This is a genomic window from Pleomorphomonas carboxyditropha (assembly GCF_002770725.1).
GTDB classification, from domain to species: Bacteria; Pseudomonadota; Alphaproteobacteria; order Rhizobiales; family Pleomorphomonadaceae; genus Pleomorphomonas; species Pleomorphomonas carboxyditropha.
In genome coordinates this window covers 135,380-159,566 of record NZ_NQVN01000012.1, presented here as the reverse complement: position 1 = coordinate 159,566, position 24,187 = coordinate 135,380, and the positions used below count along the sequence as shown (strand labels likewise).

The window sequence follows — 24,187 nt, the reverse complement described above, 5'->3', positions numbered from 1 at the left end:
CATGCACCAATACAACCACTGTCCACGAAAGATCCTTGGCTACAGGACCCCAGCCGAGGTATTCGAAGACTTCCTCACTGTTGCGCTTCAAACGTGAATCCATCCTCCGCCTTCGCGCAGGATGACAGAATTATATTTAGGAAACAGTCACATAGGGCGTTACCCCACGCGCTCTGGCGCACACGCTATAGCGCGCTCACGCTATAGCTCCCACTCTTGTACGCGTGTCATATATCGACCTCTCGCCCTTTCGGCCCGAGGCCCTTCGATTGGCGAATTATATAAATAAAACAATCATATAGATTGTCATCCTCCGCGCAGGCGGAAGACCTCGGGCCGAAAGGGGCGCTAGGCACATATCGATCGCGCCTCTCTCTCGGAGAACCCTATATCCGCCGCTCGCCCCTTCCTGCCTGAGGTCCCCGCCTTCGCGGGGATGACAACTTGATAGATGCCCGCGCAGGCGGAGGATGGCAACTTGATGGATACCCGAGCGAGCCGCTACCGCTCTGTTTCCTATATATAAATCTGTCATCCCCGCGCAGGCGGGGACCTCAGGCCGAAAAGGGCGCCAAGGCGAATATCGGGCACCGGTCAGAAGGAAACCGCTCGATCGCCACGACGCCATCCCGAAACGCGGTTGATATCGGGCCACCCCTCTCCCTGGTCCCTCTCCCACAAGGGGCGAGGGGACGCGGTTTAGGTCTACCCATTACTGGAAAACGCGCCCGTTCAGACCAATGGGTCGGCAAATCCCATCGTCCCCTCGCCCCTTGTGGGAGAGGGACCAGGGAGAGGGGTAAGTCGTAAGCTCGACGATGCCAGATAGTGCTCCGGTTTGGTTGGAGGCCTATATTCGCCGCTCGTTCTTTCCTGCATGAGGTCCTCCGCCTTCGCGGAGAATGACAATCTATGGATGGGTTATCTATCTGTTTCCCATATATAATTCTGTCATCCTCCGCGAAGGCGGAGGACCTTGGGCCGAAAAGGGCACCCGGTGGCCATAGGGCTCCAAAAAGGACAACGGGGCCCGAGCCTGATGGGAGATGCACCTTTTGCGCCGCTTCGGTGCCCGTGCTTCCCGTGCTCTGACGATCAGGCTCCGGAGCCGAAAACGGCGGTTTGGCGTTGCCGGGAATCCTCAGCCGTCGTTCCATCCACTATCGTAATCTCCCGATAAGTCTTTCCACTCATGCGCAAGTCTGAGCGGCTCGCCATGATGCCGGCCGCCCGGTCCGCGTGGCCGCCGCCACGCCGGGCGATCGCGGATCCGTCGTGCCTTGGAGCGGAGGGAACATTCGCGCGCCGGCCCGGTTTTTCGAGTGGAGGGAGCCATGACACCGACGGTCCTGATCACGGGCGCGAGCCGCGGCGTCGGCCTGGAGCTCGTCCGCCAGTATCTCGCGCGCGGGGCGCGCGTGCTGGCCATCCACCGGCCGGGGCCGACGGTGCCGGAGGCGCTGGCCGCGCTCTACGCGGCCCATGCCGACCGGATGCGGCTGATCGCCCTCGACGTCCGCTCCACCAGCGCCGTCGTCAACCTGGCGGCGCGGCTGTCCGAGCGAATCGACATCCTCGTCAACAACACCGGCATGCTGATGGGAACCGGCTTCGCGCCGGCCGGCAACATGATCGGCGGCGGCCTGCGCGCCACGCTGCAGGTCAACGCCACCGGACCGCTGTTCGTGGCGCAGGCGGCGCTGTCCAACATGACGCGCGGCGGCAAGATCGCCACCATCCTGCCGATCGGCGACGTCCGCAGCCTCGACCTGCTCGACCCCGATGCCCGCCAGGCGGCCAAGGCGGCGGTGGTCAAGGTGATGCAGTCGCTGGCCAGCGACCTCAAGCCGGCCGGCGTCGCCGTGGCGCTGGTCCATCCCGGCGCGGTCGGCCCGGCGCCGGACGGCGGCGAAGCCGCGCTCAGCCTCGCCGACAGCGCCCGCGGCATCATCGAGGTGATCGACGGACTGACGCTCGAAACATCCGGCCAGTTCTTCGGCTACGACGGCGGTTCGGCCGAGGACTGAGCCCTCCGAGGGCGCGCCCGGGAAATCTGCGGCCGGCGCCGGCATTTCGGCCGGCCGGTAGATGAAGGTCACCCATCCGGTCGATTTTCACGCTTGACGTTCGGACGGCTTCCGCTCTATCAAATTTAACGAACGTTCAGTAATTACGGTTATCCATGCACATCGTCGACTATCGAGCCGCGTTCAGGGGGCTGGCTGCCGAACGGGATGCCGCGTCCGAACGCCGCGCGGTCTCCGGCGCGGCATGTGACCGCGGATGTTGGCGTCGCCGGCTTTTCCCGTCGTTGCGCCTCCCGCCGTGCCGCGCCGGTCGCGGGGAGCAGGATTGCGCATCGATCGGGACAATCAAACGAGGGATATGCGAGATGGGAAGGTTTCTCCGCATCGCTTTAATTCTGGCCGTTATTCTCATGCTGGTCTCGACGACTGTGGGCATGGCGGAAAATACCGGAGGAAAACCACCCGTATATGCAACGCTGAAGGTGGAGGCGACGTCCACTCCCATCACCTACACGGTGGCCGGTTCCGTCATTTCGGACGGCCGGATCGAGCTGTCGTCGCGGGTCGTCGGCTTCATCCAGCAGCTCGACGTGCGCGAGGGACAGAAGGTGGCGCGGGGCGATCTTCTCGTGCGCATCGATCCTACCGACATCGACCAGGCGATCCGCCAGGCCAGGGCCGGCGTGCAGGCGAGCGAGGAGGATTTGCAGGACGCCGAGCACGAGGTCGAGATGTACGGCACTCTGGTCGGCACCAATTCGGTGTCGAAGGAAACGTTCCGCAAGGCCAAGGTCCGCAGGGACATAGCCCGGGTGACGCTCGACAAGGCACAGTCCGCCCTTGCCGCCGCCGAGGCGCAGAAAAACTATGCCAGCATCACCAGCCCGGTGGACGGCGTGGTGGTTTCCGTTGCCCGGCGGACCGGCGAGATGGCGACGACGGGCGCCACCCTTCTCACGGTGGAATCGCGCGAGGTGCTGCTGTTCAAGGCCTACGTGTCCGAAAGCAATCTCTCGGCGATCGATCCGGAAAAGCCGGTGTCCGTGCGGATCGACACGCTGAAGGACGCCGCGTTCCGGGGGCGCATCCGCGGCATCGTCCCGTCGGGCGACGACGTCACGCGGCGCTATGAAATCAATGTCGTCCTGCCGGCCGATCCGCGTCTGGTGCCGGGCATGTTCGGCCGGGCGGACATCGTCTTCGGCATGCGGCAGGCGCTGATGGTGCCGCGGGCGGCGATCGTGACGCGCGGCGGCCTCCAGGGCGCCTTCGTGCTCGACGGCACGGTGGCGCGGTTCCGCTGGCTGCGGACCGGCCGGACGATCGAGGACAGGGTCGAGGTCGTGGCGGGACTGTCGGACGGCGAGCGCATCGTTTCCGCCGCCAACGACACGCTTTGGGACGGCTCGGAAATCCGGGTCGCGGAGAGCGCCCGATGACCGATCCCCGCCTGAATTTCGCCGGCCGCCTCGCTCAGACCTTCATAACGTCCAAGCTGACCATCGTGTTCATCGTCGCGGTCGCCCTTCTGGGCGTGATGGCGATCCTTCAGACGCCGCGCGAGGAAAATCCGCAAATCACCATGCCGGCCGCCGTCGTCACGGTGACGCTGCCGGGCGCCTCGTCGGCGGAAGTCGAGGAACTCGTGGTGATGCCGCTCGAGGCCATCGTGAACGAGATTCCCGGCGTCGATCACGTGGAAAGCACGGCGCTGAATTCCGTCGGCCTGGTGCAGGTGCAGTTCAAGGTCGGCCAGGAAAAGGAGGCGTCGCTCATCAAGCTCTACGACCGGGTGCTGGCGAGCCGGAGCAGCCTGCCGGCCGACGCCGGAACGCCCGCCGTGCAGAGCGTCGACGCCGACGACGTGCCGATCGTGACCTTCACGCTGGCCTCGGACCGGTACGACGACTACGCCCTTGCCCGGGTGGCCGAGCGCATGGCGGACCGGCTGCGCAGCACGGAGAACATATCGGTGGTCAGCGTCAAGGGCGGCCGCGACCGGCAGATCGCCATCGAGCTCGATCCCGACCGCCTTCAGGCCTTCGGCGTCACCCTCGGCCAGGCCTATGCCGCCTTTTCGGCCAGCAACCTGTCCCTGCCGCTGCAATCCACCGTGCGGGACGGCAAGGTCGAGGCGATCAAGCTGTCGGCCTCGTTCACCTCGGCGGACGACGTCCGCAACCAGATCATCGCCGTTTCCGAGGGACGACCGGTGTATGTCCGCGACGTGGCGACGGTCACCGACGGGCCGGACGCCGAGGTCACGACATTGAGCCGCTTTTCCTTCGGGCGCGGCGATGCCCGCTTCGGCAAGGCGCATTCGGCGGATCTGCCGGCGGTCACCATCGCCATCGCCAAGAAGAAGGGGACCAACGCCGTCGTCGTCGCCAACGCGGCGATCGACCGCGTCGAGCGCATGCAGGCCGCCTTCGTGCCGAAGGATATCCAGGTGGTCGTCACCCGCAACGACGGCCAGAAAGCCGACGACGCCGTCAATCAGTTGCTGGAGCACCTGCTGATCGCGCTCGCCACGGTGGGCCTGGTGCTGGTCCTGTTCCTCGGCTGGCGCGAGGCGACCATCGTCATGGTGACGGTGCCGCTCATCCTGTCGCTGACGCTCCTCACCAACTACCTGGGCGGCGTGACGATCAATCGCGTGACGCTCTACGCTCTGATCCTGGCCCTCGGCCTCTTGGTGGACGCCGCCATCGTCGTCATCGAGAACATTCATCGCCACTACCGGTCGAAGCGGGCGATGAAGAACAAGATCGCCGCGACGGTCAACGCGACCAACGAGATCGGCAATGCCACCAACCTCGCCACCTTCGCGGTGATGCTGGTGTTCATCTCGCTGCTGCTGGCGCTGACCGGCATGCCGCGCCTCTATTTCTTCCCGGTGGCGGTGACGGTGCCGACGGCCATGGCCGCCTCGATCCTGGTGGCCTATATCGTCGTCCCCTGGGCGGCCAACCGCTGGCTGAGCCATCATGCGGTGCGCGATATCGACGAGCACGACGCCGCGCATCACGGCGCGCCGGGCCGGGTGGAGAAGCTCTATCTCCGCCTGTTCGCGCCGCTACAGCAGCGCCGCTGCGTGCGGATCGGCTTCGCGCTGGCGATCGCCGTTCTGATGATCGGCTCGGTCCTGCAGGGGGCGTGGCAGTTCGTCCGCCCGGAGGGCGTCGGCGGCGCCGTGTCGTCCCTGGGGGTTCCCATCGGCTTCCTGCCCAAGGACAACAAGAACACCTTCAACATCGTCGTTTCCATGCCCGAGACGACGCCGGTCGAGGTGACGGACGGGCTGGTCCGCAAGATCGCCGTGCTGCTGTCGCAGGACCGGAACATCGTCAATTACCAGACGTGGATCGGCGAAGCCGGCGTCGCCGATTTCAACGGCCTGTTCAAGGGAACGGCCGGGCGCAGCGGCAGCCATGTGGCCGAAATCCGCGTCAATCTCACCGACAAGCATGCGCGCAGCGCCAGCTCGATCGACATCGTGCGCGACTTGAGGCCGAGGATCGATGGCCTTCTTACCGCCTATCCGGGCGCCGAGGTGTCGCTGGTCGAGGACCCGCCGGGGCCGCCGTTGCGCGCCACGGTGTCGGCCGAACTCTACGGACCGGACCCCGAGGGGTTGCGCCGTCTGTCCGGCGAGGTGCGCGAGGCGTTTTCGGCGACATATGACGTCGTCGACCTCACCGATACCGAGCCGGTCGACGTGCCGGAGCATCGGCTGATTCCCGACAAGGAAAAGGCGGCGCTCTCCAAGGTTTCGACGGCGCAGGTCGCACAGGCGCTTTCCCTGGTCTACGGCGGCGCCGATCTCAGCCGGGCCCATCCCGCCGACGAGCGGAACCCGGTGACCGTCCGGGCGTTCGTGCCGCGGCGCTTCGCCGTCGATCCGACGCGTCTCGACCGGATATTCGTCGACAACACCGACGGCAAGGCCGTTCCGCTGTCCGAGCTGGTCTCCAGCGTGCCGGCCTTCGCCGACCGGCCCATCCTGCATCGCGACAACGAGAAGGTCACCTTCGTCGGCGCGGAACTGGCCGATTCCGTGCCGCTTTATGCCGTGCTCGACATCAAGAAGCGGCTCGACGGCATGACGGCGCCGGACGGGCGGCCGCTCGGGATGGGCAATCTGGGCTTCGCCGAGCGCAAGCCGGATACGATCGACGGCTACCAGCTCCTGTGGGGCGGCGAAATGCGCATGACCCTCAACGCCTACCGCGACCTGACCGTTGCGCTCAGCGGCGCGCTGCTCACGGTGTATTTCCTGCTGGTCGCCTACTACCGCTCGTTCCTCATCCCGATGATCGTCATGTCGGCCGTGCCGCTCGGCATCATCGGCATCTTTCCCGGTCACTGGCTGCTCGGCGCCGATTTCTCCGCCACCTCGATGATCGGCATCATCGCGCTGTCGGGCGTCGTCGTGCGCAATTCGCTGCTGATCATCGACTTCATCCAGGACAACCTCAAGCAGGGGCTGCCTCTGGAGGTCGCCGTGCGGCAGGCCGGCGCGGTGCGCCTCCGGCCGATCCTGCTGACGACGTTCGCCATCATCCTCGGGTCTGCCATCATGGTGACGGACCCGGTGTTCGGCGGCCTGGCCATATCGCTGATCTTCGGAACCGCCGTCTCGACGGTCCTCACCGTCTTCGTCGTGCCGATCCTCTACGATCTCAACGCCAGGCGGAAGCGGCGGCCGGCTGGAGGGGAAGCCCCGGAATGTGCTAAGGCCTGATCGGCGGCGGATCTTCGCGGATGGTGGAGGACAAAAGGTGCAACGATCGCTTTTGCCTCGGTCCAGCCTTCGTTTCCTCCTGCTCCTCGTCCTCGCCCTTGCCGCCGGCTGCGCCGGGCGGCCGGGGCCGGACCTGCTCGATACGCCTGCGACGGTTGCCCCGGATGCCCGGACCGTCAGCGTCTACGTGGCGAGCACGCGGCAGCGCGACGAGGCAAACGCGCGGGCATTCACGTCCGGGCGGGCCGAGGAGGTGGGCTATGCCGAGTACACCATATCGATCCCGCCGCATCACAAGCCGGGCAACATCGAATGGCCCGACCGGCACGTCGATCCGGCGACGGACTTTGCCGTCGTCGGCTATCGCGAACTAAAGCGGGAGGCCTTCGCCCGGGAGGTGTCGAGACCGCGCAACGGCAGCCCGCCCGACGTCGGCGTGTTCGTGCATGGCTTCAACACCAACTTTCAGGAAGCGCTGTTCCGCCTGGCGCAGATGACGGCCGACGCCGACATCGAGGGCGGATCGCCCATCCTGTTCGCCTGGCCGTCCGAGGGGCAGGTGAGGGGCTACATTTCCGACAAGGACGCCGCCACCTATTCGCGCGACCAGTTGGTCGGGCTGTTGACGACGCTTGCCGGCATGAAGACCCGGAGCGACATCACGGTCATCGGACACAGCATGGGCGGATGGCTGACCGCCGAGGCGATACGACAGCTCCGCCTGACCGGAAGGAACGCCGTCATCGACCGTCTGCAGGTGATCCTCGCCGCGCCCGACATCGACGTCGACGTGTTCAGGGCGCAGACGGCGGTGATCGGCCCGCTGTCGCCGCCGATGACGATCCTCGTTTCGCGCGACGATCTCGCCCTCAGGGTTTCGGAGTTCCTGACCGGCGAGCGGCCGCGCGTCGGCAAGCTCGACGTCAACGATCCCCGCGTCGAGGAGGCCACGCTGAAGGCCGGCGTGCAGGTCGTCGACATCTCGGAGCTGGAGGCGCCCGACGACTTCAAGCACGGGCGTTTTGCCCAGCTGGCGACGCTTTACCCCAAGCTTGCCGGCACGAACCAGCCGGGCCCCGGCCTGCGGCAGGCCGGCGCCTTCGTGTTCAACGCCGTCGGCGCCACCCTATCCAGCCCCTTCGTCCTGGCGGGGAAGGTCGTCGGCGGGCAGTGAGGGGCGCCGAAGGGCGGTATGCGGCGGAGCGGGTTTCAAGCGGGCGGCTGAAGGACGCGCTCGATCAGCGAAGCGATATGCCGGCCGACGGTTTCGGGGTCGACATGGCCGGGTTCGCTGCCTTGCAGGTAGGGGAGAGCCACCGCGATCTGGACGTGGCCGAGGATCAGCGCGACGATCGAGGCGGCGGTCAGCCGGGCATCGAGCCGGCGCTCGCCGGCGGTGGCGTCGATCAGTTGCAGGAACGGCCGCTCGAAGATCGTCGTGGCCAGATAGGCGATCCGCCCCTCGTCCCCGTCGAGAAGTTCCCGGAACACGAGCCGGGCGAACACCTCGTCCTCGAAGAGCAGATGCGTCAGCCAGGTGACGAAGGCTCCGATCCGTTCGGCCGGCTGCCTGGCTTCGCTGAAGATGGTGTCGAGCGCGCCGGCCCGCTCGGAGAGGGCATGCACCAGCGTCTCCCGGACCAGCGTGTCCTTGTCGGTAAAATGATAATAGAGATTGGCCGGCGTAACGCCGACCTTGTTGGCGACGTCGCGCATGGATACCGCCGAATAGCCCTCGGAGGCGAAAAGCTTGGCGGCTTCCACCAGGATCGTGTTGTGCGTCTGCGCGCCGTCGGCCATGGGTGCTATCTTATTGAATCGTCGTGGTTGTCGGTAGCAAGTTCGATCGGGCTTGTCGAGCGGGCCGGCCTATCGCGTGCTTCGAGCGCCGCCGACCGCGCGGCGGCGGATCCGGCCGGCTTCTTCGGCCGGAAGGGCCCGGCGCGCCGGGAAAGGCGTATGGCCAGCTTCCGGTGCGCCCGACGGGAAGACAGCCGGAAGAAGATGTCCGAACGGTTTGCCAGGGAGGCCAGGAACTGCGTCAGGCGCTTGGTGGTGGTCCCGGCCCGCGCCAGGCGGATCACGGAATCGACGCCGAGTTCATGGGCCAGCATGCCGTCGTAGAGCCGGCGCAGCCGTTCGGCCCAGGCGCTGCCGAGCGGAGCCAGGGCATGGCGCGCCGAGGCCGCAAGGCCCGAGACACGGCGTTTCGGCTCCCGGGTCGCCTCAAAAAACAGGGCGCGAAGATCGGCAAGCATCGCCCGCTCGACCGACCGGGCGTCCTGCTCCCCGCCGGATCGCGCCCCGGCCGGCCTATCCAACGCCTCGACGACAAGCCGCCGGCTGCCGTGAAGCAGGATCAGTTGCGCGCGGACATGGCCTTCCAGCGGGTCGGCGCCGTCGCGGCGCAGCGTGTTGGACAGCGAGCGGAGCGGCTGATAGGGCGACAGCGGAAAACGGCTGAACCGATAGTCGGCGTGACTCCCCGGCACCTGCCGGTAGGCCACGAGCCGCACGGCAAGCGCGGCATCGGCGCGCAGGGCGGCATCGGCGGCGTCGAAGCAGTCGAGCGGCATCGACGGCAGGCCGAGGCCGGCATTGGGCGCGTCCACCTGCCAGCCTCCGGCCGCGAGAATCCGGCCGACGAGATCGGCGCAGTTTTCGGTGCGGCGATCCCAGACGAGCCGGCCGCGGCGATAGTCGCCTTCGATCGCCGCGACTTCCGCCAGCATCGCCGCCCGGCGCGCCGGGGCGACGCCTCTTACCCGCAGCGACAGGGTCTCGCGGCCGTAGGCGATGCCATAGGTGTTGGCATGCACCTGCGAGGGAGAGGGCGGGTGGACGCCGTAAAGATATTCGCCGAGGGCGAGATGCTGCAGGATGGTCGGGTCGCGGCCGGGCCTTGCCAGGTGATTGGCGCTGAACACCCTGTCGCCGATGCGGAGGGCGATGTGGCCGAACGGATTCTCCATGACGATCCGTTGCGGCGTGCGGGCCGTGGAATAGGAGAGCAGCACCTCGATGTCCGCCGGCACGCTGGCGTCGATCGCGGCCAGCGCCGCGTCTATCCCCTCGACCGGCGTGCCGTTCTCCTGGCCGAAGTCGGGCGGCAAGGCGTGGATCGGCGACGGTTCCCCGAGGGCGAAGTCGAGGATCGGCCCGAGATCGCAGTCCTGCCGATAGGCGGCCTGCGCCGCCCGCATGTCGGCGAGGGCTTGCCTGTCGCCAATGAGCCTCCTGACGGTCTCGCCCAGCCGAGCCGTTTCCGGCGACACCCACGCCAGGCGGCAGCGGGCGAACATCTCGGCATTTTCCCGTTCGTGCCCGCCGATCACGTCGAGGACGACGGTCGGCGTCGCCAAGCGGAAGGCTTCCGACGGCGTGACGCCGCCGGCCTTGGTGACCACCACGTCGGCCGCCCCGATCAGGCGCGTGGCGGCGGCGTGCGGCACGAGGCCGAGGGGCGCCAGCTTCACCGTGGCGGGGAGCGTCGCCGCGTGGGCCGAAAGCTGGCTTCGCTGCGACGCGTTGGTGCCGCAGACGGCGACGATCTGCAGGGGGCGGTCGAGGGCCGAGACTAGGCTGTCGATCATCCGCCGCTGGTCGCCGACGCCGTTGCGCCCGGTCATGATCAGCACGGTGAAGGTATCCGGCGACAGGCCGTAGCCGGAGAGATCGGCGCGGCACTCCGTTCGCCCGGCCGTGGGGACGTCGACCGGCATGCCGGTCGCCACGACGCGGCTTTCCGGAACGCCGGCCTCCAGCCACCTTCGCGCCAGTTCGGGATGGGCGACGAAGGTCCGGTCGATCCGCCTGGAGATGCGCGGGAAATAGCTCACGAAATAATCGGTGTGGACCCATCCTATCGGCGTGCCGCCGAGCAGGCCGTGTTCGCGGAGGCCGCCGAGAAGCTGGGCCGCGCCATAATGAGTGGCGAGGATGCTGTCCGGCGCCTCGGCCTCGATGAAGGCGAGGACGGCGTCCGCATCGTAAGTCTGCGAAATGCTGGCGAGAGAGCAGGCACGGGCGCCGCTGTCGCTGAAGGACGCGAACAGCGCATCGAAGCTCTGGGGCAGATTGTTGGCGACCAGCCAATAGAGCCTCTCGTCGACGGCCCTCCAGGCGGGGTTCATGAAGGCCCTGATATCCTTGAAGACGACGCTTGCCGCCGGTTGCCGCTCGACGATCCTCGCGGCGATCGCCCGGGCCACGCTGATATGGCCGTTGCCGATCGTCGAATAGAAAACAACCACCTTGGACATCGCTGTGCTCCGCGACGGGTCTCGCCATGCCCGTGATGTAGGGCTCGTCGACGCCTTGGGAATGGCTGACCTAACGTTCGTCAAGTATATTTAGGGTAACGATTTCCGCGTGTCGAGAGCGCCTCCCGGCGCAATTTCCCGGGGCGTCGGCCCTTCCGGACGCTCACGCGCGGCCTGGTGGCCCATGAGTGGGAAGATCGCGGCCGCGTTTCACCGCCGGCCGCGCGCCGTCGCATCGCCGCCATCGTCTGGAAGCGGATGGTTTCGGACCGGAATTTCCATAAAATCCTAAGAATTTCGTGAAACCCATATCCACTTGTAGGCGCTAGCGTGGCCGTCACGCTTTCTGTGGGTGGTGCCGGAATGCTCGAAACCAATTTGGTCGATTTCAAGAGTCTTGCGCTCGATCCGTCTCCCGATCGCAAGAACGAACTGCTGAAGGGCGTCTCCTCGCTGTTCGCCTTCACGTCCGAGCGCTGCACGCTCGAACAGATCGAGATCTACGACGACGTCATCACCCGCCTGTCGGAGATGGTGGAGATCGAGGCGCGCATCTTCGCCGCCGAGAAGATCGCCCCGCTGCGCCGGGCGCCGGAGCGGGCCGTCCGCAAGTTCGCCCAGGACGACGAGGCGGCCGTCGCCTCGCCGGTGCTCAGGCAGTCGCCGCTGCTCAACGACCGCGACCTAGTCGCCATCGCCGAGGAGAAGGGCCCCGACCATCTCAAGGCGATCGCCCAGCGGTCGGTGCTGAGCGAGCGGGTGGCCGATATCGTGGTCAGCCGCGGCAACGTCGAGGTCCGCCGCCTGGTCGCCGGCAACTACGGCGCCCGCCTCAGCGAGATCGCGCTCGCCTGCATCGTGCAGCAGGCGCTTTCCGACCCCCGCACCGCCGAGATCCTCGGCCGCCGCCCCGACACGCCGGACGCCATCATCTCGCAGGTGATCGGCAAGGCCGTCGACCAGGTGCGCTCGACGGTGATGGACAAGGCGGACGACGACCTCGAGGCCAATCTCGCCGAAGCGGCGCGGCTGGCCGAGGCGCGGCTTTCCAACTCCTACTGGCTCGGCCTCTACGACTTCGAGTCGGCCTGGGAGCGCATCGGCCAGCAGGGCGGCCGGCGCATCGTCTCCGAGGAACTGCTCTGCCAATATGCCGTCGAGGACCGCTTCGCCGACGTGGTGGCGACCTTCTCGCTTCTGGCCGATCTCGACATCGAGGAAGCCAAGCACTGGCTGGTCAGGGTCGACACCGAGCCCTTCGTGGTGATGGCGCGGGCGCTCGGCCTGAGGTTCGCCACCGTGCAGGAAATGCTGAAGTGCGGCCCGTGGAAGCACCGGCTCGACAACTGGCAGCGCAACGACGCGCTCGCCCAGTTCCAGCAGATCGACCCGCGCGTCGCCCGCGCCCGCGTCACCGCCTCGCGCGGCGTGCGCACGGTGGGGTGAGGGAAGCGGCTGATCGTTATCGAACGCGGCGGCCCACCGGGCCGCCGATCGCTTTTTGGGGTGGTGGAGACCGATATCAGCCTTCCGCCTTGTCCTGCCCGAGGTCCTGCGCCTGCGCGCAGGATGACAGTTTTATATATAAGAAACATATAGATGGATTGGCATCCTGCGCGCAGGCGCAGGTCCTCGGGCAGAAAAGGGCACGGGGTTGATATAGGGCGCACCGCCGTCTTTCAGAGCGCGAAGCCGCCGTCGATGGTCAGGCTGGCGCCGGTCACGAAGCCGGCCTCGTCGCGGGCGATGTAGGAGACCATGCCGGCGATTTCCTCCGGCTCGGCCATGCGCTTCAGCGGCACCATGCCCAGCACCATATCCATTCCCTCGTTGCCGAGGCCGCTGATCATGTCGGTGCGGGTGGGGCCTGGCTGCACGTTGTTGACGGTGATGCCGCGCGGCGCCAGGTCGAGGGCGAGCGCCTTGACCATGCCGGCCACCGCCGCCTTGGTCGTCTGGTAGACGCTGGCGCCCGGAAAGCCGCTGCGCAGCGCGATGTTGCTGCCGATGGTGATGATGCGGCCGCCTTCCTTGAGGTGCGGCACGGCCGCCTGGATGGCGAGGAAGACGCCGCGCACGTTGACGTCGAGCTGCAGATCGAGATCTTCCAGCGGCACTGTATCGACCAAGCCCATGCGGGCGACGCCGGCATTGACCACCACGACATCCAGCCGGCCGAAGCGGTCGATGGTGGTGGCGACGGCGGCGTTGAGGTCGTCCCGGCTGGCGCTGTCGGCCTTGATGGCCAGCGCCTCGCCGCCGGCCTCGCGCAGCTTGGCCGAGAGGTCGTTGGCGGCGTCCGGGCGCGACACGTAGGTGAAGGACACGGCATAGCCGTCCTCGGCGAGCCGCGTCACGATGGCGGCGCCGATGCCGCGCGAACCGCCGAACACCAGCGCCACTTTCCTGCTGTCATCACTCATAACGTCTTCTCCTTTTTTGACTGATCAGTCCATAATTGGCTAGATCAAGGGCATGCTTCTGTTTTCAAATCCTATTTTGCCTTGAGGCGTTCCACGGCGAAGGCGGCGAGAGCGTGAAGTTCCTGGGCCCCGGCCCCGCCTCTCGCCGCGAGCTGGAGGCCGGTCATGGTGATCTGGACGAAGGCCGCCGCCTGTTTCGGGTCGAGATCGGCGTCGATCTCCCCGAGCGACTGTCCCTCTTCGATCCTCTCGGCGATCTTGGCCGAAACGACCGCGATCATCCTCTCGCGCATCTCCACCAGTTCGGGGTCGGTGGTGCCGAACTCGCCGACCGATCCCGTTCCCATGCAGCCCTTGCAGCGCAGGCTGTCGTCGTCGGGGATGAGGCCGACCAGCAGGTCGAGGAGGCCGGCCAGCGGCGAGACCGGCGAGGTCAGCCGGCCGAGATGACAGCTCGTGGCGTTTTGCTGATAGGCCTGCAACGCCTCGAGATAGAGCCGGCGCTTGTCGCCGAAGGTGTTGTAGAAACTCTGCCGGCCAATTCCCATCGCCCGGACCAGGTCCTCCGTCGACGTGGCGGCGAAGCCCTTGGACCAGAACACGTTGATCGCGGCCGCCAGCGCGGCATCCCTGTCGAACTCCCTTGGTCTTGCCATGGCCAAGGGTGTAGCGGTTATGGACTGATCGGTCAAGAATGGGGCGATCACGTTCGCGTGGGGATGGGGAGGTGAAGGGGAGCGGGTGGTTGATCGGTTGAGGATGCGTTGGGGTAGGGGCGCCCTATACTTTTAGAGCGCCCTTTTCGGCCCGAGGTCCTGCGCCTGCGCGCAGGATGACAACCTATCCATATGTTTTTTATATATAAAACTGTCATCCTGCGCGCAGGCGCGGGACCTCGGGCAGGATGGGGCGAGGGGCCGATATAGGGCCGCTCCATCCAGCAAGAACCCATATGCGACATGTCCGCCGCTTTCGCGCCATCAAGGCGGCGGGCTGCTCATATGTCTTCGTCGATGTCGCACAGGGTGACCTGCAGCCCGGCGGCGCGGTAGGCGGCGATTTCCGCCGGATCGGCGTCCGCGTCGGTAATCAACCGCTGCACGCTGGTGATCGGCAGGCTCGAGAACTGGGCCGTCAGTCCGATCTTGGAGGCGTCGGCCACGACCACGACGCGGTTTTCGCACTGCTTGGCCATCAGCCGGTTGACGATCGCGGCGGCATAGATCGTCGAGGTCACGCCCGCCTTCTGGCTCATCGCATTGGTGCCGAGGAAGCAGATCGTGCCGTTGATCTCGTTGAGCGTCAGGTTGGTCAGGTCGCCGTTGAGCGCGCGCGTATGACGGTTGTATTCCCCGCCGAGGACGAACAGCTCCGCGCGCATGTGCTCGTTTATTTCGCCGACGATCTTCGCGTTGTTGGTCACGATGCGCACATCCATGGACGCGATCTCGCGAAACACGGCGAGCGTCGTCGTTCCGCCGCTGAGCATCACCGTGTCGCCGGGGCGGACGAACGTCGCAGCCTGCTCCGCGATGCGCTTCTTCCTGGCGTCCAGGCCGTCGCGAAGCTTCGACGGTTCGGCCTGCTCCGTCCGGGCCAGAAGCCGGGCTCCACCATGAAACCGCTCCACGACGCCCTGCGCCGCCAGATCGTCGAGATCGCGCCGGACCGTGACTTCGGCAACGTTGAGCGCGCTGGCGAGGTCCGGCACGCGCACGAGGTCGGCCTTTTGCAATGCGTCGAGCACCCGCGCCCGCCTTGCCATCGTCGTTCGACCAAATCCGGACATCGTTCTCCTCGTGCTTCCGGCGAATTGCGCTCCGCTCACCCGCGAGGCCACAAGATCATTTCCGATGGGCGGCGACAATAGAAACCGCCGCCAGCCTTCCGGCGATCACGCAATATCTGATCGTTTTATGCACATTTCTCCGAGGGCAGAGCTCGGGCGAGCGAAAATACGCCGGCAGGGGTCATGCCGCGCGCTCCCGTGGAATCCATTGACCTGGACGAGAGGCCGGCCCGTTGGCTATCGAAAGAGGATTTTGGGCCTAACTGCGCACTGCAAAACTACGTAATCAATCATATTTCGATCAAAAATACGCCAATAAGCAGTGATAATTGTCCTTTTATGTTTCTTTTTTGCCTCGTTTGGGCTTGCTTTCGGATTCGGTGTGTATGATTATCGTGCGTGTTCGGGTGAAGAGAGGAAACCCGAGAACGCCTATCGAACGGTACCCGAGCAAAACGATCAGCACGAGCGTGTGTCCTCGGAGTTTGGGGCGCATGCAATCATATCGTCCTGACTCGAGTGGTCATTTTTGACCGTTATGTTTCGATTCATGTTTGAAAAGCGTCGCCGTCGGCAACTTCCAAACGAAAATCGCAAACTTCGGTCTGACCATGTCCGTCGCAGCCGTCCATCTTGGTCTTTACGAAAAGGCTTTGCCGCCCTCTCTGGGTTGGCATGAACGCCTCTCGATGGCGCGCGAGCTCGGCTACGCATTCATGGAAATGTCGATCGACGAGACGGACCAGCGGCTGGCCAGGCTTGATTGGACGCGTGACGAGCGGCGGGCGCTGCGTCTCCTCGTCGAAGACAGCGGCCTCGCCATCCCCTCGATCTGCCTGTCCGCCCATCGCCGCTTTCCTTTCGGCAGCGCCGACCCGGCGCAAAGGGAGCGGGCGGGCGAAATCATGCTCAAGGCGATCGATCTTGCGCAGGCGCTCGGCGTGCGCACGCTGCAACTGGCCGGCTACGACGTCTATTACGAACCGTCGACGCCGGACTCGCTGGCTCGTTTTCGCGACGGGCTGGCCCGGGCCGCCGACCTGGCCAGCGCCGCGCAGGTGATGCTCGCCGTCGAGATCATGGACAGGCCGCTGATGGGCTCGATCACCAAGTGGCTCGCCTGGAAACGCGACATCCCGACGCCGTGGTTCCAGGTCTATCCCGATCTCGGCAACCTGTCGGCCTGGGGCGCGAACGTCCCCGACGAACTCGCGCGCGGCATCGGGCACATCGTGGCCGTGCACGTCAAGGATACGCGGCCGCCCGCCGGCTCGGATCCCGGACAGTTCAAATGCGTGCCGTTCGGCGAGGGCTGCGTCGATTTCGCCGCCGCCTTCGCCGCGCTCAAGCGGCTGGGCTACCGCGGCGCCTTCCTCGTCGAGATGTGGGCGGAGGCCTCCGCCGACCCGTGCGGCGCCGCCGCCGCGGCGCGCCGGTTCGTGCTCGGCAAATTGCAGGAGGCCGACTGGTGAACGACTTCGCGGCCCCGGCGATCCGTTGGCCGGCGCAGCCTATTTCAATCAAGGAGGAAGACACATGAACACCGTCCATCCGTCACCACGATGCCGCGCCGCCGGCCGCCCGGAAAGCGGGGCCAGGACATGACGCCGCCCCGGCTGCAGATTGCGCTCGACAAGACCGACCTGCCGGGCGCGCTCGCGCCGCTGCAGCGCGCCGCGTCGCGGATCGACATCATCGAGTGCGGCACCGTCCTCATCCTCGCCGAGGGGCTGCGCGCCGTGCGCGAAATCCGCGCGCTGTTTCCGGACAAGGACATATTGGCCGACATACGGATCGCCGAGGCCGGAAAACTGCTTTCGGAGATGGCCTTCGAGGCCGGGGCGTCGCTCGTCTCGGTCGTGGCCGGCGCCTCGATGACCACCGTGAAGCAGGTCTGCGCCGTGGCCGCCGCCCATCGCGGCGAGGTCCAGGTCGAGCTGTCCGACGAATGGTACGACGCGGCCAGGGCGCGTCAGTGGCGGGAGGCGGGCGTGCAGCACGTCATCGTCAAGCGCTCGCGCGATCGCGAGGCGGCGGGCGACCTTTCGTGGGGGCCCGGCGACGTTGCGCGCGTCGACGAGCTGGCCGGCATGGGATTCACCGTCACCATCACCGGCGGGGTGACGCCGGCCGACCTCGAAACATTCGCAGGCCATCCGGTCGGCATCGTCATCGCCGGCCGCTCGATCATCGCCGCCGAGGACCCGCTGGCAGCCGCCACCGGGCTGAAGCAGGCCATCGCTCGCGTGTGGCCGTAAAGGCCGCGCTTCGTCGAAATCGGCCGGGTGTGCGGAGGAACCGGGAGCGCGCCCCGGCCATGGGAGGGAAAAGCCAATGACAACCTATGATCTGACGACCTTGGGAGAAGCGCAGATCCGGCTGACGGTTCCGAGAGGCGACCGTCTGGCCACCTGCCGGGAATTGCGGCTGACCCCCGCCGGCTCGGAGGCCAACGTGGCGGGCCTCCTGGCCCAGCTTGACCGGCGAACGGCGTTCGCCTCGGTGATCCCCCACGGCGATCTGGCCCAGCGGTTCATCGACGAGTATCGCGCGGTCGGCGTCGACCTGTCGTACTGCGTCCGCTGCGAGGGCCGGATGGCGCTCTATTTCATGGAGCCCGGCGACCCGCCGCTGCCGGCGAAAGTCGTGTACGACCGCCTCTACACCAGGTTCCGGGAGATCAGGCCCGAGACGTTCGACTGGGATGGGCTGCTCGATACGCGGGTCCTGTTCGTCACCGGCATCACGGCCGCGCTCACCGACAACACCGGCGACACCGTCGCCTGGGCGGTGCGCGAGGCGGCCCGGCGGGGCGTCAAGGTGGCGCTCGACGTCAACTACAGGTCGCTGCTGTGGACGGCGGACAAGGCCCGCTCGGTCCTCGAGCCGCTGCTCGAGCACGTGGCCATCCTGTTCTGCTCGCGCCCCGACGGCATCAAGGTCTTCGGCCTGGAGGGAGACGGCCCGGCCGTCAACGCGGCCCTGCGCGGCAGGTACGGCCTCGACCATGTGGTTTCGACCGATGCGATCCATGGTTGCTACTACTGCGGCATCGAGGGCGAGCGGGTCTACGGCATCGAGCCGGTCCGCGTCACCGACCGCCCCGGCGCCGGCGACGCCCTGGTCGGCGGCGCCCTGCACGGATACCTCAACGGCAACGTCATGGAGGGCGTCAACTACGGTCTGCGCACCTCGAAGCTCGCCCTGACCCACTACGGCGACCTGACCCATCTCACGCCGAGCGAACTCGAAATCCCGACCACCGCCGACATCCTTCGATAACCAGCTAGGGACCTCAGGGAGGAACTCATGTCCACAGCATCCAGCATACCGGCCGGTATGACTGCCCTCGAGCAGATCGATTCCCGGCCGCTTACCAAGAACCAGAAGAACCTGATCGCGCTCGTCGTCGCGGGCAACATATCGGAGTTCTTCGACATGTTTCTCATCGGCTTCGCCGTGAGCAGCCTGCTCAAGGACCCGGCCTGGCATCTGCAAGGCTTCGAGGCCGGATGGATTCTCGCCATGTCCGGGCTCGGCACCGTGGTCGGCGCCATCCTCTGGGGGCGCCTTGCCGACCGCATCGGCCGCAAGGCGTCGTTCTCCTGGTGCGTGCTTCTGTTCACGCTGTTCACCTTCGCCTCGGTGTTCACGCCGACCGACGGGTGGATCATGCTGGCCATCCTGCGCATCTTCGTCGGTATCGGCGTCGGCGGCCTGAACATCACCTCGATCCCCTACGTGCAGGAATTCGTGCCCGCCAAGCAGCGCGGCCTGCTGTCCGGCCTGGCCTCGGTCTTCATCCCCTTCGGCCTGTTTCTCGGGTCGGTGGCGCAGATGATCGTCGGCTCGAACTGGCGCCTGCTGATCGCGCTGGGCGTGATCCCGATCCTGCTGCTGTTCTGGCTGCGCAAGGTGCCGGAATCGCCGCGCTTCCTGCAATCGCGCGGCCGGACCGCCGAGGCCCGCGAGGCGCTCGCCTGGGCGCTGGAAGTCCCGGCCGACCGGCTCGGGGCCCTGCCGGAAGTCCGTTCCGTCCAGTCCGCGTCCTACTCGCTGATCTTCAGCAAGTATCTGAAGTCGCTCATCATCATCACCATCGGCTCGTTCTGCTTCATCCTCGGTGCGTCGGTCATCCAGAGCTGGGGCCAGTCGATCCTCGGCTCGGGCTACCAGTTCAGCGCCGGCATGGTCGGCGCCCTGTTCATGCTGGTGTCGCTGGGCGATCTGCTCGGCCGTCTTTCCTCGGCCTGGCTGGCCGACCGGATCGGCCGCCGCTGGACGATGTTCTCCTACGGCCTGATCGGCGCCCTCGGCCTGATGCTGGCCGCGGCGTCGGTGATCATCGCCCGAAGCGCCGAGTGGGACGTCACCACCGCCGGCTGGATCTTCTTCGTCGGCATCCTGATCGCCATGACCTTCGGCGACGGCGCCTTCGGCATCCTCAATGCCTTCGGGGCCGAGCAGTTCCCGAACGAGGCGCGCCCCACCGGCCTGGGTCTCGGCTACGGTCTCGGCGCCACCGCGAAGATCTTCGGGCCGGCGCTTCTCGGCTCGCTGTTCGGCAAGCAGGTGACGCTCGACTCCATCCCGCCCGCCTTTGGCCTGTTCGCGGCGCTGCTCATCCTCGGCGGCATCGTCTACCTGTTCGCCAAGGAAACCCGGGGCATGTCGCTCGACTCCATCTAGCGGTTCGGTCCCGGCATTCGCGCGGAGCGCCATAGCGGGCGAGCGCCAATGCCGGGGCCGGCGACCCGCCGGCCACTGTTTATTTCCCTAGCAAAAGGACGAGTCCGACCATGAGCATGATCGACGAAATCACCCGGGAGAAATGGATACTCGGGGCGTTCCCCGAATGGGGCACCTGGCTCAACGAGGAAATAGACGCGACCGAGGTGGCGCCGGGAACGTTCAGCATGTGGTGGATCGGCTGCACGGGCATCTGGCTCAAGACGCAGAACGGCACCGGCATCGCCACCGACCTGTGGTTCGGCAACGGCAAGCGAACCCAGAAGACCAAGGAAATGGCGGCCTTCCATCAGATGCGAAACATGACCGGCGGACGGGCGACGCAGCCGAACTTGCGCGCCGCTCCCATCGTCTTCGATCCGTTCGCGGTGACCGAGGTCGACGCCGTGCTGGCGACCCACATCCACCAGGACCATATCGACCCCTATTTCGCGGCGGCCGTCCTCAGGAACTGCGCGGCCGGCGTTCCGTTCATCGGGCCGCAGGGCTGCGCGGATCTGTGGAAGAAATGGGGCGTTCCCGACAGCCGGATCAAGGTGGTCCGTCCCGGCGACACGGTCGCCATCAAGGACGTGGAGATCGTCGTGCTCGAATCGTTCGACCGCACCGTGCTGGTCACGTCGAACGAAACGCTCGAAGGCACGCTGCCGACCATGGACGACAAGGCCGTGAACTACCTGTTCAAGACGCCCGGCGGCAACCTCTACCATAGCGGCGACTCTCACCACTCCATCCGCTTCGCCAAGCATGGCAAGGAGCACAAGGTCGACGTTGCGCTCGGCTCCTTCGGCGAGAATCCGGTCGGCAATCAGGACAAGATGACGTCCATCGACATCCTGCGCATGGCGGAGGCGCTCGGGACGAAGGTGGTCATTCCCGTCCATCACGACGTGTGGACCAACTTCAAGGCCGATCCGCTCGAGATTCTCCTGCTGTGGAACTACAAGAAGAACGTCCTGCAGTACCGGTTCAAGCCGTTCATCTGGGAGGTTGGCGGCAAATTCACCTATCCGGACGACGCCGACAAGCTGCAGTACCACTACCGGCGAGGCTTCGAGGACGCGTTCACGGACGAACAGAACGTGCCGTTCCCGTCCATCTTGTAGGACCGTTGCCGCTTCGCCGGCCACCATGACCCCTTGCATCACCCGGCCATTCGACATAAACATATCTTTATGTCTAGTGTTCGTATGGCCGGGCCGCCGGCGGCTTCCTTCGATGATGTGGTGTCGGTGCTCAGGAGTGCCGGCGAGCCGACGCGGCTGCGCCTGTTGGCGCTGTTGTCGCTCGGCGAGGCGACGGTGAAGGATCTCACCGAAGTGCTGGCGCAGAGCCAGCCGCGGGTGTCGCGCCACCTCAAATTGCTCACCGAGGCCGGCCTCGTCGAACGGCTGCCGGAGGGCGCCTGGGCCTATTACCGGCTGGTCGACGAGGGGCCGGCCGCCGCGCTGACGCGGACGCTGATCGCCGGCATCGATGCGGCCGATCCGGCCGTCGAATCCGACCGGCGGCGGCTCGATGCGATCAAGGCGGCGCATGCCGCCGAGGCGCAGCGCTATTTCGCCAGGAACGCCGCGAGCTGGGACCGCCTCAGGACGCTGCACGTCGCCGAGCACGACGTCGAGGCGGCGATCCGCGCCGCCGTCGGCGACCGTCCCATCTACAACATGCTGGACGTCGGCACCGGCACCGGCCGCATGCTGACGCTGCTCGCCGACCGCTACGGCCGCGCCGTCGGCATCGACATGAGCCACGACATGTTGTCCGTCGCCCGCGCCAACCTCGCGGCGGCCGGCATCGACAACGCCCATGTCCGCCAGGGCGACGTGACGGCGCTCTCCGTCGGCGCCGGCTTCGACCTGGTGGTGATCCACCAGGTGCTGCACTATCTCGACGATCCGGCGCGGGCGCTGCGCGAGGCGGCGGCGGCGCTGGCTCCCGGCGGCCGGCTGCTGATCGTCGATTTCGCGCCGCACGACCACGAGTTCCTGCGCGCCGACCACGCCCACCGCCGGCTCGGCTTCAGCCACGAGCAGATGCGCGGCTGGATCGAGGCGGCCGGCCTCGCCTTCGACACGGTGCGCGACCTGCCGCCGGAGACGGCCGACGGCCTGACGGTGTCGCTGTTCCTCGCCGCCGACCGCCGGATCGAGATGGCCAGGGATCTTCAGCGCATCGCCTGACACGACACGACTTTTCGGGATTTCATCATGCGGTTCAGTCACAACATCGGCGCCCTCGACCTCGGCGTTTCCTTCGAGTTCTTCCCGCCCAAGACGGAGAAGATGGAGGAGACGCTGTGGGCGTCGATCACCCGCCTGGCGCCGCTCGGGCCGCGCTTCGTGTCGGTGACCTACGGCGCCGGCGGCTCGACGCGCGAGCGCACGCATGCCACCGTCGCCCGCATCGTCCGCGAGACCGACCTGAAGCCGGCCGCCCATCTCACCTGCGTCGGCGCCAGCCGCGCCGAGATCGACGACGTGGTGCGCGGCTATCACGACGCCGGCGTCCGCCACATCGTGGCGCTGAGGGGCGACCCGGTGGGCGGCCTCGGCGCCCGCTACCAGCCGCACCCCGACGGCTACGCCTCGACCACCGACCTGATCGCCGGCATCCGGGCGATCGGCGACTTCGAGATCTCCGTTTCGGCCTATCCGGAAAAGCATCCCGAGAGCCCCGACGTCGCCGCCGACATCGCCATGCTCAAGCGCAAGGTGGAGGCCGGGGCGACCCGCGCCATCAGCCAGTTCTTCTTCGACAACGACAAGTTCGAGCGCTACGTCGACCGGGTGCGCGCCGCCGGCATCGACGTGCCGATCGTGCCGGGCATCGTGCCGGTGGTCAATTTCGAGCAGTCGGCCGCCTTCGCCCAAAAGGCCGGCGCCTCGGTGCCCGGCTGGCTGGCCCAGCGCTTCGAGGGGCTGGAGAACGACCCGGCGACGCGGCAACTGGTGGCCGCCGCCGTCTGCGCCGAGCAGGTGATGGATCTCATTGATCGCGGCTTCCGCAACTTCCATTTCTACACCATGAACCGCGCCGACCTCGTCTATGCCATCTGCCATATGATGGGCCTCAGGGCGAAGACCGAGCCGGCCGCCGATGCCATCGCCGTTTCCGCTTGAAATGAGGGATAACGCCATGACCGAGATCTCTCCGACCGAACACCGCCTGCGCGCGCTGGCGTCCGAGCGCATCCTGGTGATCGACGGCGCCATGGGCACGATGATCCAGCGGTTCAAGCTGAGCGAAGCGGACTTCCGCGGCGAGCGGTTCAAGGACTGGGCGAAAGACCTCAAGGGCAACAACGACCTGTTGTCGATCACCCGGCCCGACGTGATCTTCGACATCCACAGCCAGTATCTCGAGGCCGGCGCCGACATCCTGGAGACCAACACCTTCTCCTCGACCTTCGTCGCCCAGGCCGACTACGGCATGGAAGAGCTGGCCTACGAGCTGAATTTGGAGTCGGCGAAGATCGCCCGCCGGGCCGCCGATGCCTATACGGCCAAGGATCCGGCCAAGCCGCGCTTCGTGGCCGGCGCGTTGGGGCCGACCAACCGCACCGCGTCGATCTCGCCGGACGTCAACAACCCCGGCTTCCGGGCGATCACCTTCGACGAGTTGCGCCGCGCCTATGCCGAGGCGGTGCGCGGCCAGATCGACGGCGGCGCCGACATCATCATGATCGAGACGGTGTTCGACACGCTCAATGCCAAGGCGGCGCTGTTCGCCACCGAGGAAGTGTTCGAGGAAAAGGGCGTGCGGCTGCCGATCTCGGTGTCCGGCACCATCACCGACCTCTCCGGGCGCACGCTGTCCGGCCAGACGGCCGAGGCCTTCTGGTATTCGGTGCGGCACGCTGGCCTCCTCTCCATCGGCCTCAACTGCGCCCTCGGCGCCCGCGAGATGCGCGCCCACATCGCCGATCTCGCCCGCGTCTCCGACACGCTGATCTGCGCCTATCCCAACGCCGGCCTGCCCAACGAGTTCGGCGAATACGACGAGAGCCCGGAGGCGATGGCCGCGCTGATCGGCGAGTTCGCCCGCTCCGGCCTCGTCAACATCGTCGGCGGCTGCTGCGGCACCACGCCGCCGCACATCCGGGCGATCGCCGAGGCGGTGAACGGCCTGCCGCCGCGCGTGCCGCCGACGATCGAGCCGCGCATGCGCCTCTCCGGCCTCGAGCCGACGGT

General features: G+C 66.6%; 17 protein-coding genes and 1 pseudogene. 13 read left to right on the top strand and 5 right to left on the bottom strand.

Annotated features, from left to right (window positions below; genetic code table 11):
- Positions 1-1,334: 1,334 nt before the first annotated feature.
- The 4 genes from CJ014_RS17395 (at position 1,335) to CJ014_RS17380 (ending at position 7,945) form a co-directional block, all read left to right on the top strand.
- Positions 1,335-2,027 carry an SDR family NAD(P)-dependent oxidoreductase gene (locus CJ014_RS17395; RefSeq protein ID WP_100081751.1) on the top strand — a complete coding sequence of 231 codons (693 nt, stop codon included), beginning with the start codon at positions 1,335-1,337 and terminating at the stop codon, positions 2,025-2,027.
- 434 nt (positions 2,028-2,461) lie between these two features.
- A complete protein-coding gene (locus CJ014_RS17390; RefSeq protein WP_245427418.1) occupies positions 2,462-3,466 on the top strand; it encodes an efflux RND transporter periplasmic adaptor subunit in 1,005 nt (334 codons plus the stop codon).
- On the top strand, positions 3,463-6,771 hold the full coding sequence (locus CJ014_RS17385; protein ID WP_100081749.1) for an efflux RND transporter permease subunit: 3,309 nt from the start codon (positions 3,463-3,465) through the stop codon (positions 6,769-6,771). The genes CJ014_RS17390 and CJ014_RS17385 overlap by 4 nt, the downstream gene beginning before the upstream one ends.
- Positions 6,772-6,808: 37 nt before the next feature.
- Positions 6,809-7,945 carry an alpha/beta hydrolase gene (locus CJ014_RS17380; RefSeq protein ID WP_245427417.1) on the top strand — a complete coding sequence of 379 codons (1,137 nt, stop codon included), beginning with the start codon at positions 6,809-6,811 and terminating at the stop codon, positions 7,943-7,945.
- Positions 7,946-7,980: 35 nt separating this feature from the next.
- On the opposite strand, the gene CJ014_RS17375 is transcribed toward CJ014_RS17380, so the two are convergent.
- Together CJ014_RS17375 and CJ014_RS17370 are read right to left on the bottom strand one after the other, a co-directional pair.
- Complete coding sequence (locus CJ014_RS17375; protein ID WP_100081747.1) at positions 7,981-8,571, bottom strand: TetR/AcrR family transcriptional regulator; 591 nt, start codon at positions 8,569-8,571, stop codon at positions 7,981-7,983.
- A gap of 5 nt (positions 8,572-8,576) precedes the next feature.
- On the bottom strand, positions 8,577-11,033 hold the full coding sequence (locus tag CJ014_RS17370; protein WP_100081746.1) for an MGDG synthase family glycosyltransferase: 2,457 nt from the start codon (positions 11,031-11,033) through the stop codon (positions 8,577-8,579).
- A 363-nt stretch (positions 11,034-11,396) separates the two neighbouring features.
- Between CJ014_RS17370 and CJ014_RS17365 the strand changes: the two genes are divergently transcribed.
- On the top strand, positions 11,397-12,479 hold the full coding sequence (locus CJ014_RS17365; RefSeq protein ID WP_100081745.1) for a DUF2336 domain-containing protein: 1,083 nt from the start codon (positions 11,397-11,399) through the stop codon (positions 12,477-12,479).
- A 233-nt stretch (positions 12,480-12,712) separates the two neighbouring features.
- Here CJ014_RS17365 and CJ014_RS17360 read toward each other — a convergent pair whose 3' ends face one another.
- From CJ014_RS17360 to CJ014_RS17350, 3 genes are all read right to left on the bottom strand, one after another.
- Positions 12,713-13,456: a 3-oxoacyl-ACP reductase family protein gene (locus tag CJ014_RS17360; protein ID WP_100081744.1), complete on the bottom strand. Its 744-nt coding sequence runs from the start codon at positions 13,454-13,456 to the stop codon at positions 12,713-12,715.
- Positions 13,457-13,527: 71 nt separating this feature from the next.
- Positions 13,528-14,112: a TetR/AcrR family transcriptional regulator gene (locus CJ014_RS17355; protein WP_100081743.1), complete on the bottom strand. Its 585-nt coding sequence runs from the start codon at positions 14,110-14,112 to the stop codon at positions 13,528-13,530.
- Positions 14,113-14,453: 341 nt separating this feature from the next.
- The gene (locus tag CJ014_RS17350) at positions 14,454-15,245 is read right to left on the bottom strand and encodes a DeoR/GlpR family DNA-binding transcription regulator (protein ID WP_100081742.1); all 792 of its coding nucleotides are present in this window, start codon (positions 15,243-15,245) and stop codon (positions 14,454-14,456) included.
- Positions 15,246-15,856: 611 nt separating this feature from the next.
- Between CJ014_RS17350 and CJ014_RS17345 the strand changes: the two genes are divergently transcribed.
- From CJ014_RS17345 to CJ014_RS17310, 8 genes and pseudogenes are all read left to right on the top strand, one after another.
- Entirely contained in the window at positions 15,857-16,717 is an 861-nt protein-coding gene (locus CJ014_RS17345) for an L-ribulose-5-phosphate 3-epimerase (protein ID WP_100081763.1), read from the top strand.
- Between the two features lie 129 nt (positions 16,718-16,846).
- Positions 16,847-17,503 (top strand): 3-dehydro-L-gulonate-6-phosphate decarboxylase, encoded by a 657-nt coding sequence (locus tag CJ014_RS17340; protein WP_100081762.1) that lies wholly within the window; start codon positions 16,847-16,849, stop codon positions 17,501-17,503.
- 76 nt (positions 17,504-17,579) lie between these two features.
- Positions 17,580-18,527, top strand: coding sequence for a sugar kinase (locus tag CJ014_RS17335; protein WP_100081741.1), 948 nt, complete (start codon positions 17,580-17,582; stop codon positions 18,525-18,527).
- 27 nt (positions 18,528-18,554) lie between these two features.
- Entirely contained in the window at positions 18,555-19,934 is a 1,380-nt protein-coding gene (locus CJ014_RS17330; RefSeq protein WP_100081740.1) for an MFS transporter, read from the top strand.
- A 110-nt stretch (positions 19,935-20,044) separates the two neighbouring features.
- Positions 20,045-21,100, top strand: coding sequence for an L-ascorbate 6-phosphate lactonase (gene ulaG, locus CJ014_RS17325; RefSeq protein ID WP_100081739.1), 1,056 nt, complete (start codon positions 20,045-20,047; stop codon positions 21,098-21,100).
- 69 nt (positions 21,101-21,169) lie between these two features.
- Positions 21,170-22,177, top strand: a complete 1,008-nt coding sequence (locus CJ014_RS17320) for an ArsR/SmtB family transcription factor (RefSeq protein WP_245427416.1) — start codon at positions 21,170-21,172, stop codon at positions 22,175-22,177.
- 27 nt (positions 22,178-22,204) lie between these two features.
- Complete coding sequence (gene metF, locus CJ014_RS17315) at positions 22,205-23,116, top strand: methylenetetrahydrofolate reductase [NAD(P)H] (protein WP_100081737.1); 912 nt, start codon at positions 22,205-22,207, stop codon at positions 23,114-23,116.
- Positions 23,117-23,132: 16 nt separating this feature from the next.
- Positions 23,133-24,182, top strand: a pseudogene (locus CJ014_RS17310) (homocysteine S-methyltransferase family protein); the annotation flags it as partial.
- Between the last annotated feature and the right edge of the window lie 5 nt (positions 24,183-24,187).

Bases quoted from the DNA above. Each gene is read 5' to 3' on its own strand.
- CJ014_RS17395 (WP_100081751.1), top strand. From the start codon at position 1,335: ATGACACCGACGGTCCTGATCACGGGCGCGAGCCGCGGCGTCGGCCTG.
- CJ014_RS17390 (WP_245427418.1), top strand. From the start codon at position 2,462: ATGGCGGAAAATACCGGAGGAAAACCACCCGTATATGCAACGCTGAAG.
- CJ014_RS17385 (WP_100081749.1), top strand. From the start codon at position 3,463: ATGACCGATCCCCGCCTGAATTTCGCCGGCCGCCTCGCTCAGACCTTC.
- CJ014_RS17375 (WP_100081747.1), bottom strand. From the start codon at position 8,571: ATGGCCGACGGCGCGCAGACGCACAACACGATCCTGGTGGAAGCCGCC.
- CJ014_RS17370 (WP_100081746.1), bottom strand. From the start codon at position 11,033: ATGTCCAAGGTGGTTGTTTTCTATTCGACGATCGGCAACGGCCATATC.
- CJ014_RS17365 (WP_100081745.1), top strand. From the start codon at position 11,397: ATGCTCGAAACCAATTTGGTCGATTTCAAGAGTCTTGCGCTCGATCCG.
- CJ014_RS17360 (WP_100081744.1), bottom strand. From the start codon at position 13,456: ATGAGTGATGACAGCAGGAAAGTGGCGCTGGTGTTCGGCGGTTCGCGC.
- CJ014_RS17355 (WP_100081743.1), bottom strand. From the start codon at position 14,112: ATGGCAAGACCAAGGGAGTTCGACAGGGATGCCGCGCTGGCGGCCGCG.
- CJ014_RS17350 (WP_100081742.1), bottom strand. From the start codon at position 15,245: ATGTCCGGATTTGGTCGAACGACGATGGCAAGGCGGGCGCGGGTGCTC.
- CJ014_RS17345 (WP_100081763.1), top strand. From the start codon at position 15,857: ATGTCCGTCGCAGCCGTCCATCTTGGTCTTTACGAAAAGGCTTTGCCG.
- CJ014_RS17340 (WP_100081762.1), top strand. From the start codon at position 16,847: ATGACGCCGCCCCGGCTGCAGATTGCGCTCGACAAGACCGACCTGCCG.
- CJ014_RS17335 (WP_100081741.1), top strand. From the start codon at position 17,580: ATGACAACCTATGATCTGACGACCTTGGGAGAAGCGCAGATCCGGCTG.
- CJ014_RS17330 (WP_100081740.1), top strand. From the start codon at position 18,555: ATGTCCACAGCATCCAGCATACCGGCCGGTATGACTGCCCTCGAGCAG.
- ulaG (WP_100081739.1), top strand. From the start codon at position 20,045: ATGAGCATGATCGACGAAATCACCCGGGAGAAATGGATACTCGGGGCG.
- CJ014_RS17320 (WP_245427416.1), top strand. From the start codon at position 21,170: ATGTCTAGTGTTCGTATGGCCGGGCCGCCGGCGGCTTCCTTCGATGAT.
- metF (WP_100081737.1), top strand. From the start codon at position 22,205: ATGCGGTTCAGTCACAACATCGGCGCCCTCGACCTCGGCGTTTCCTTC.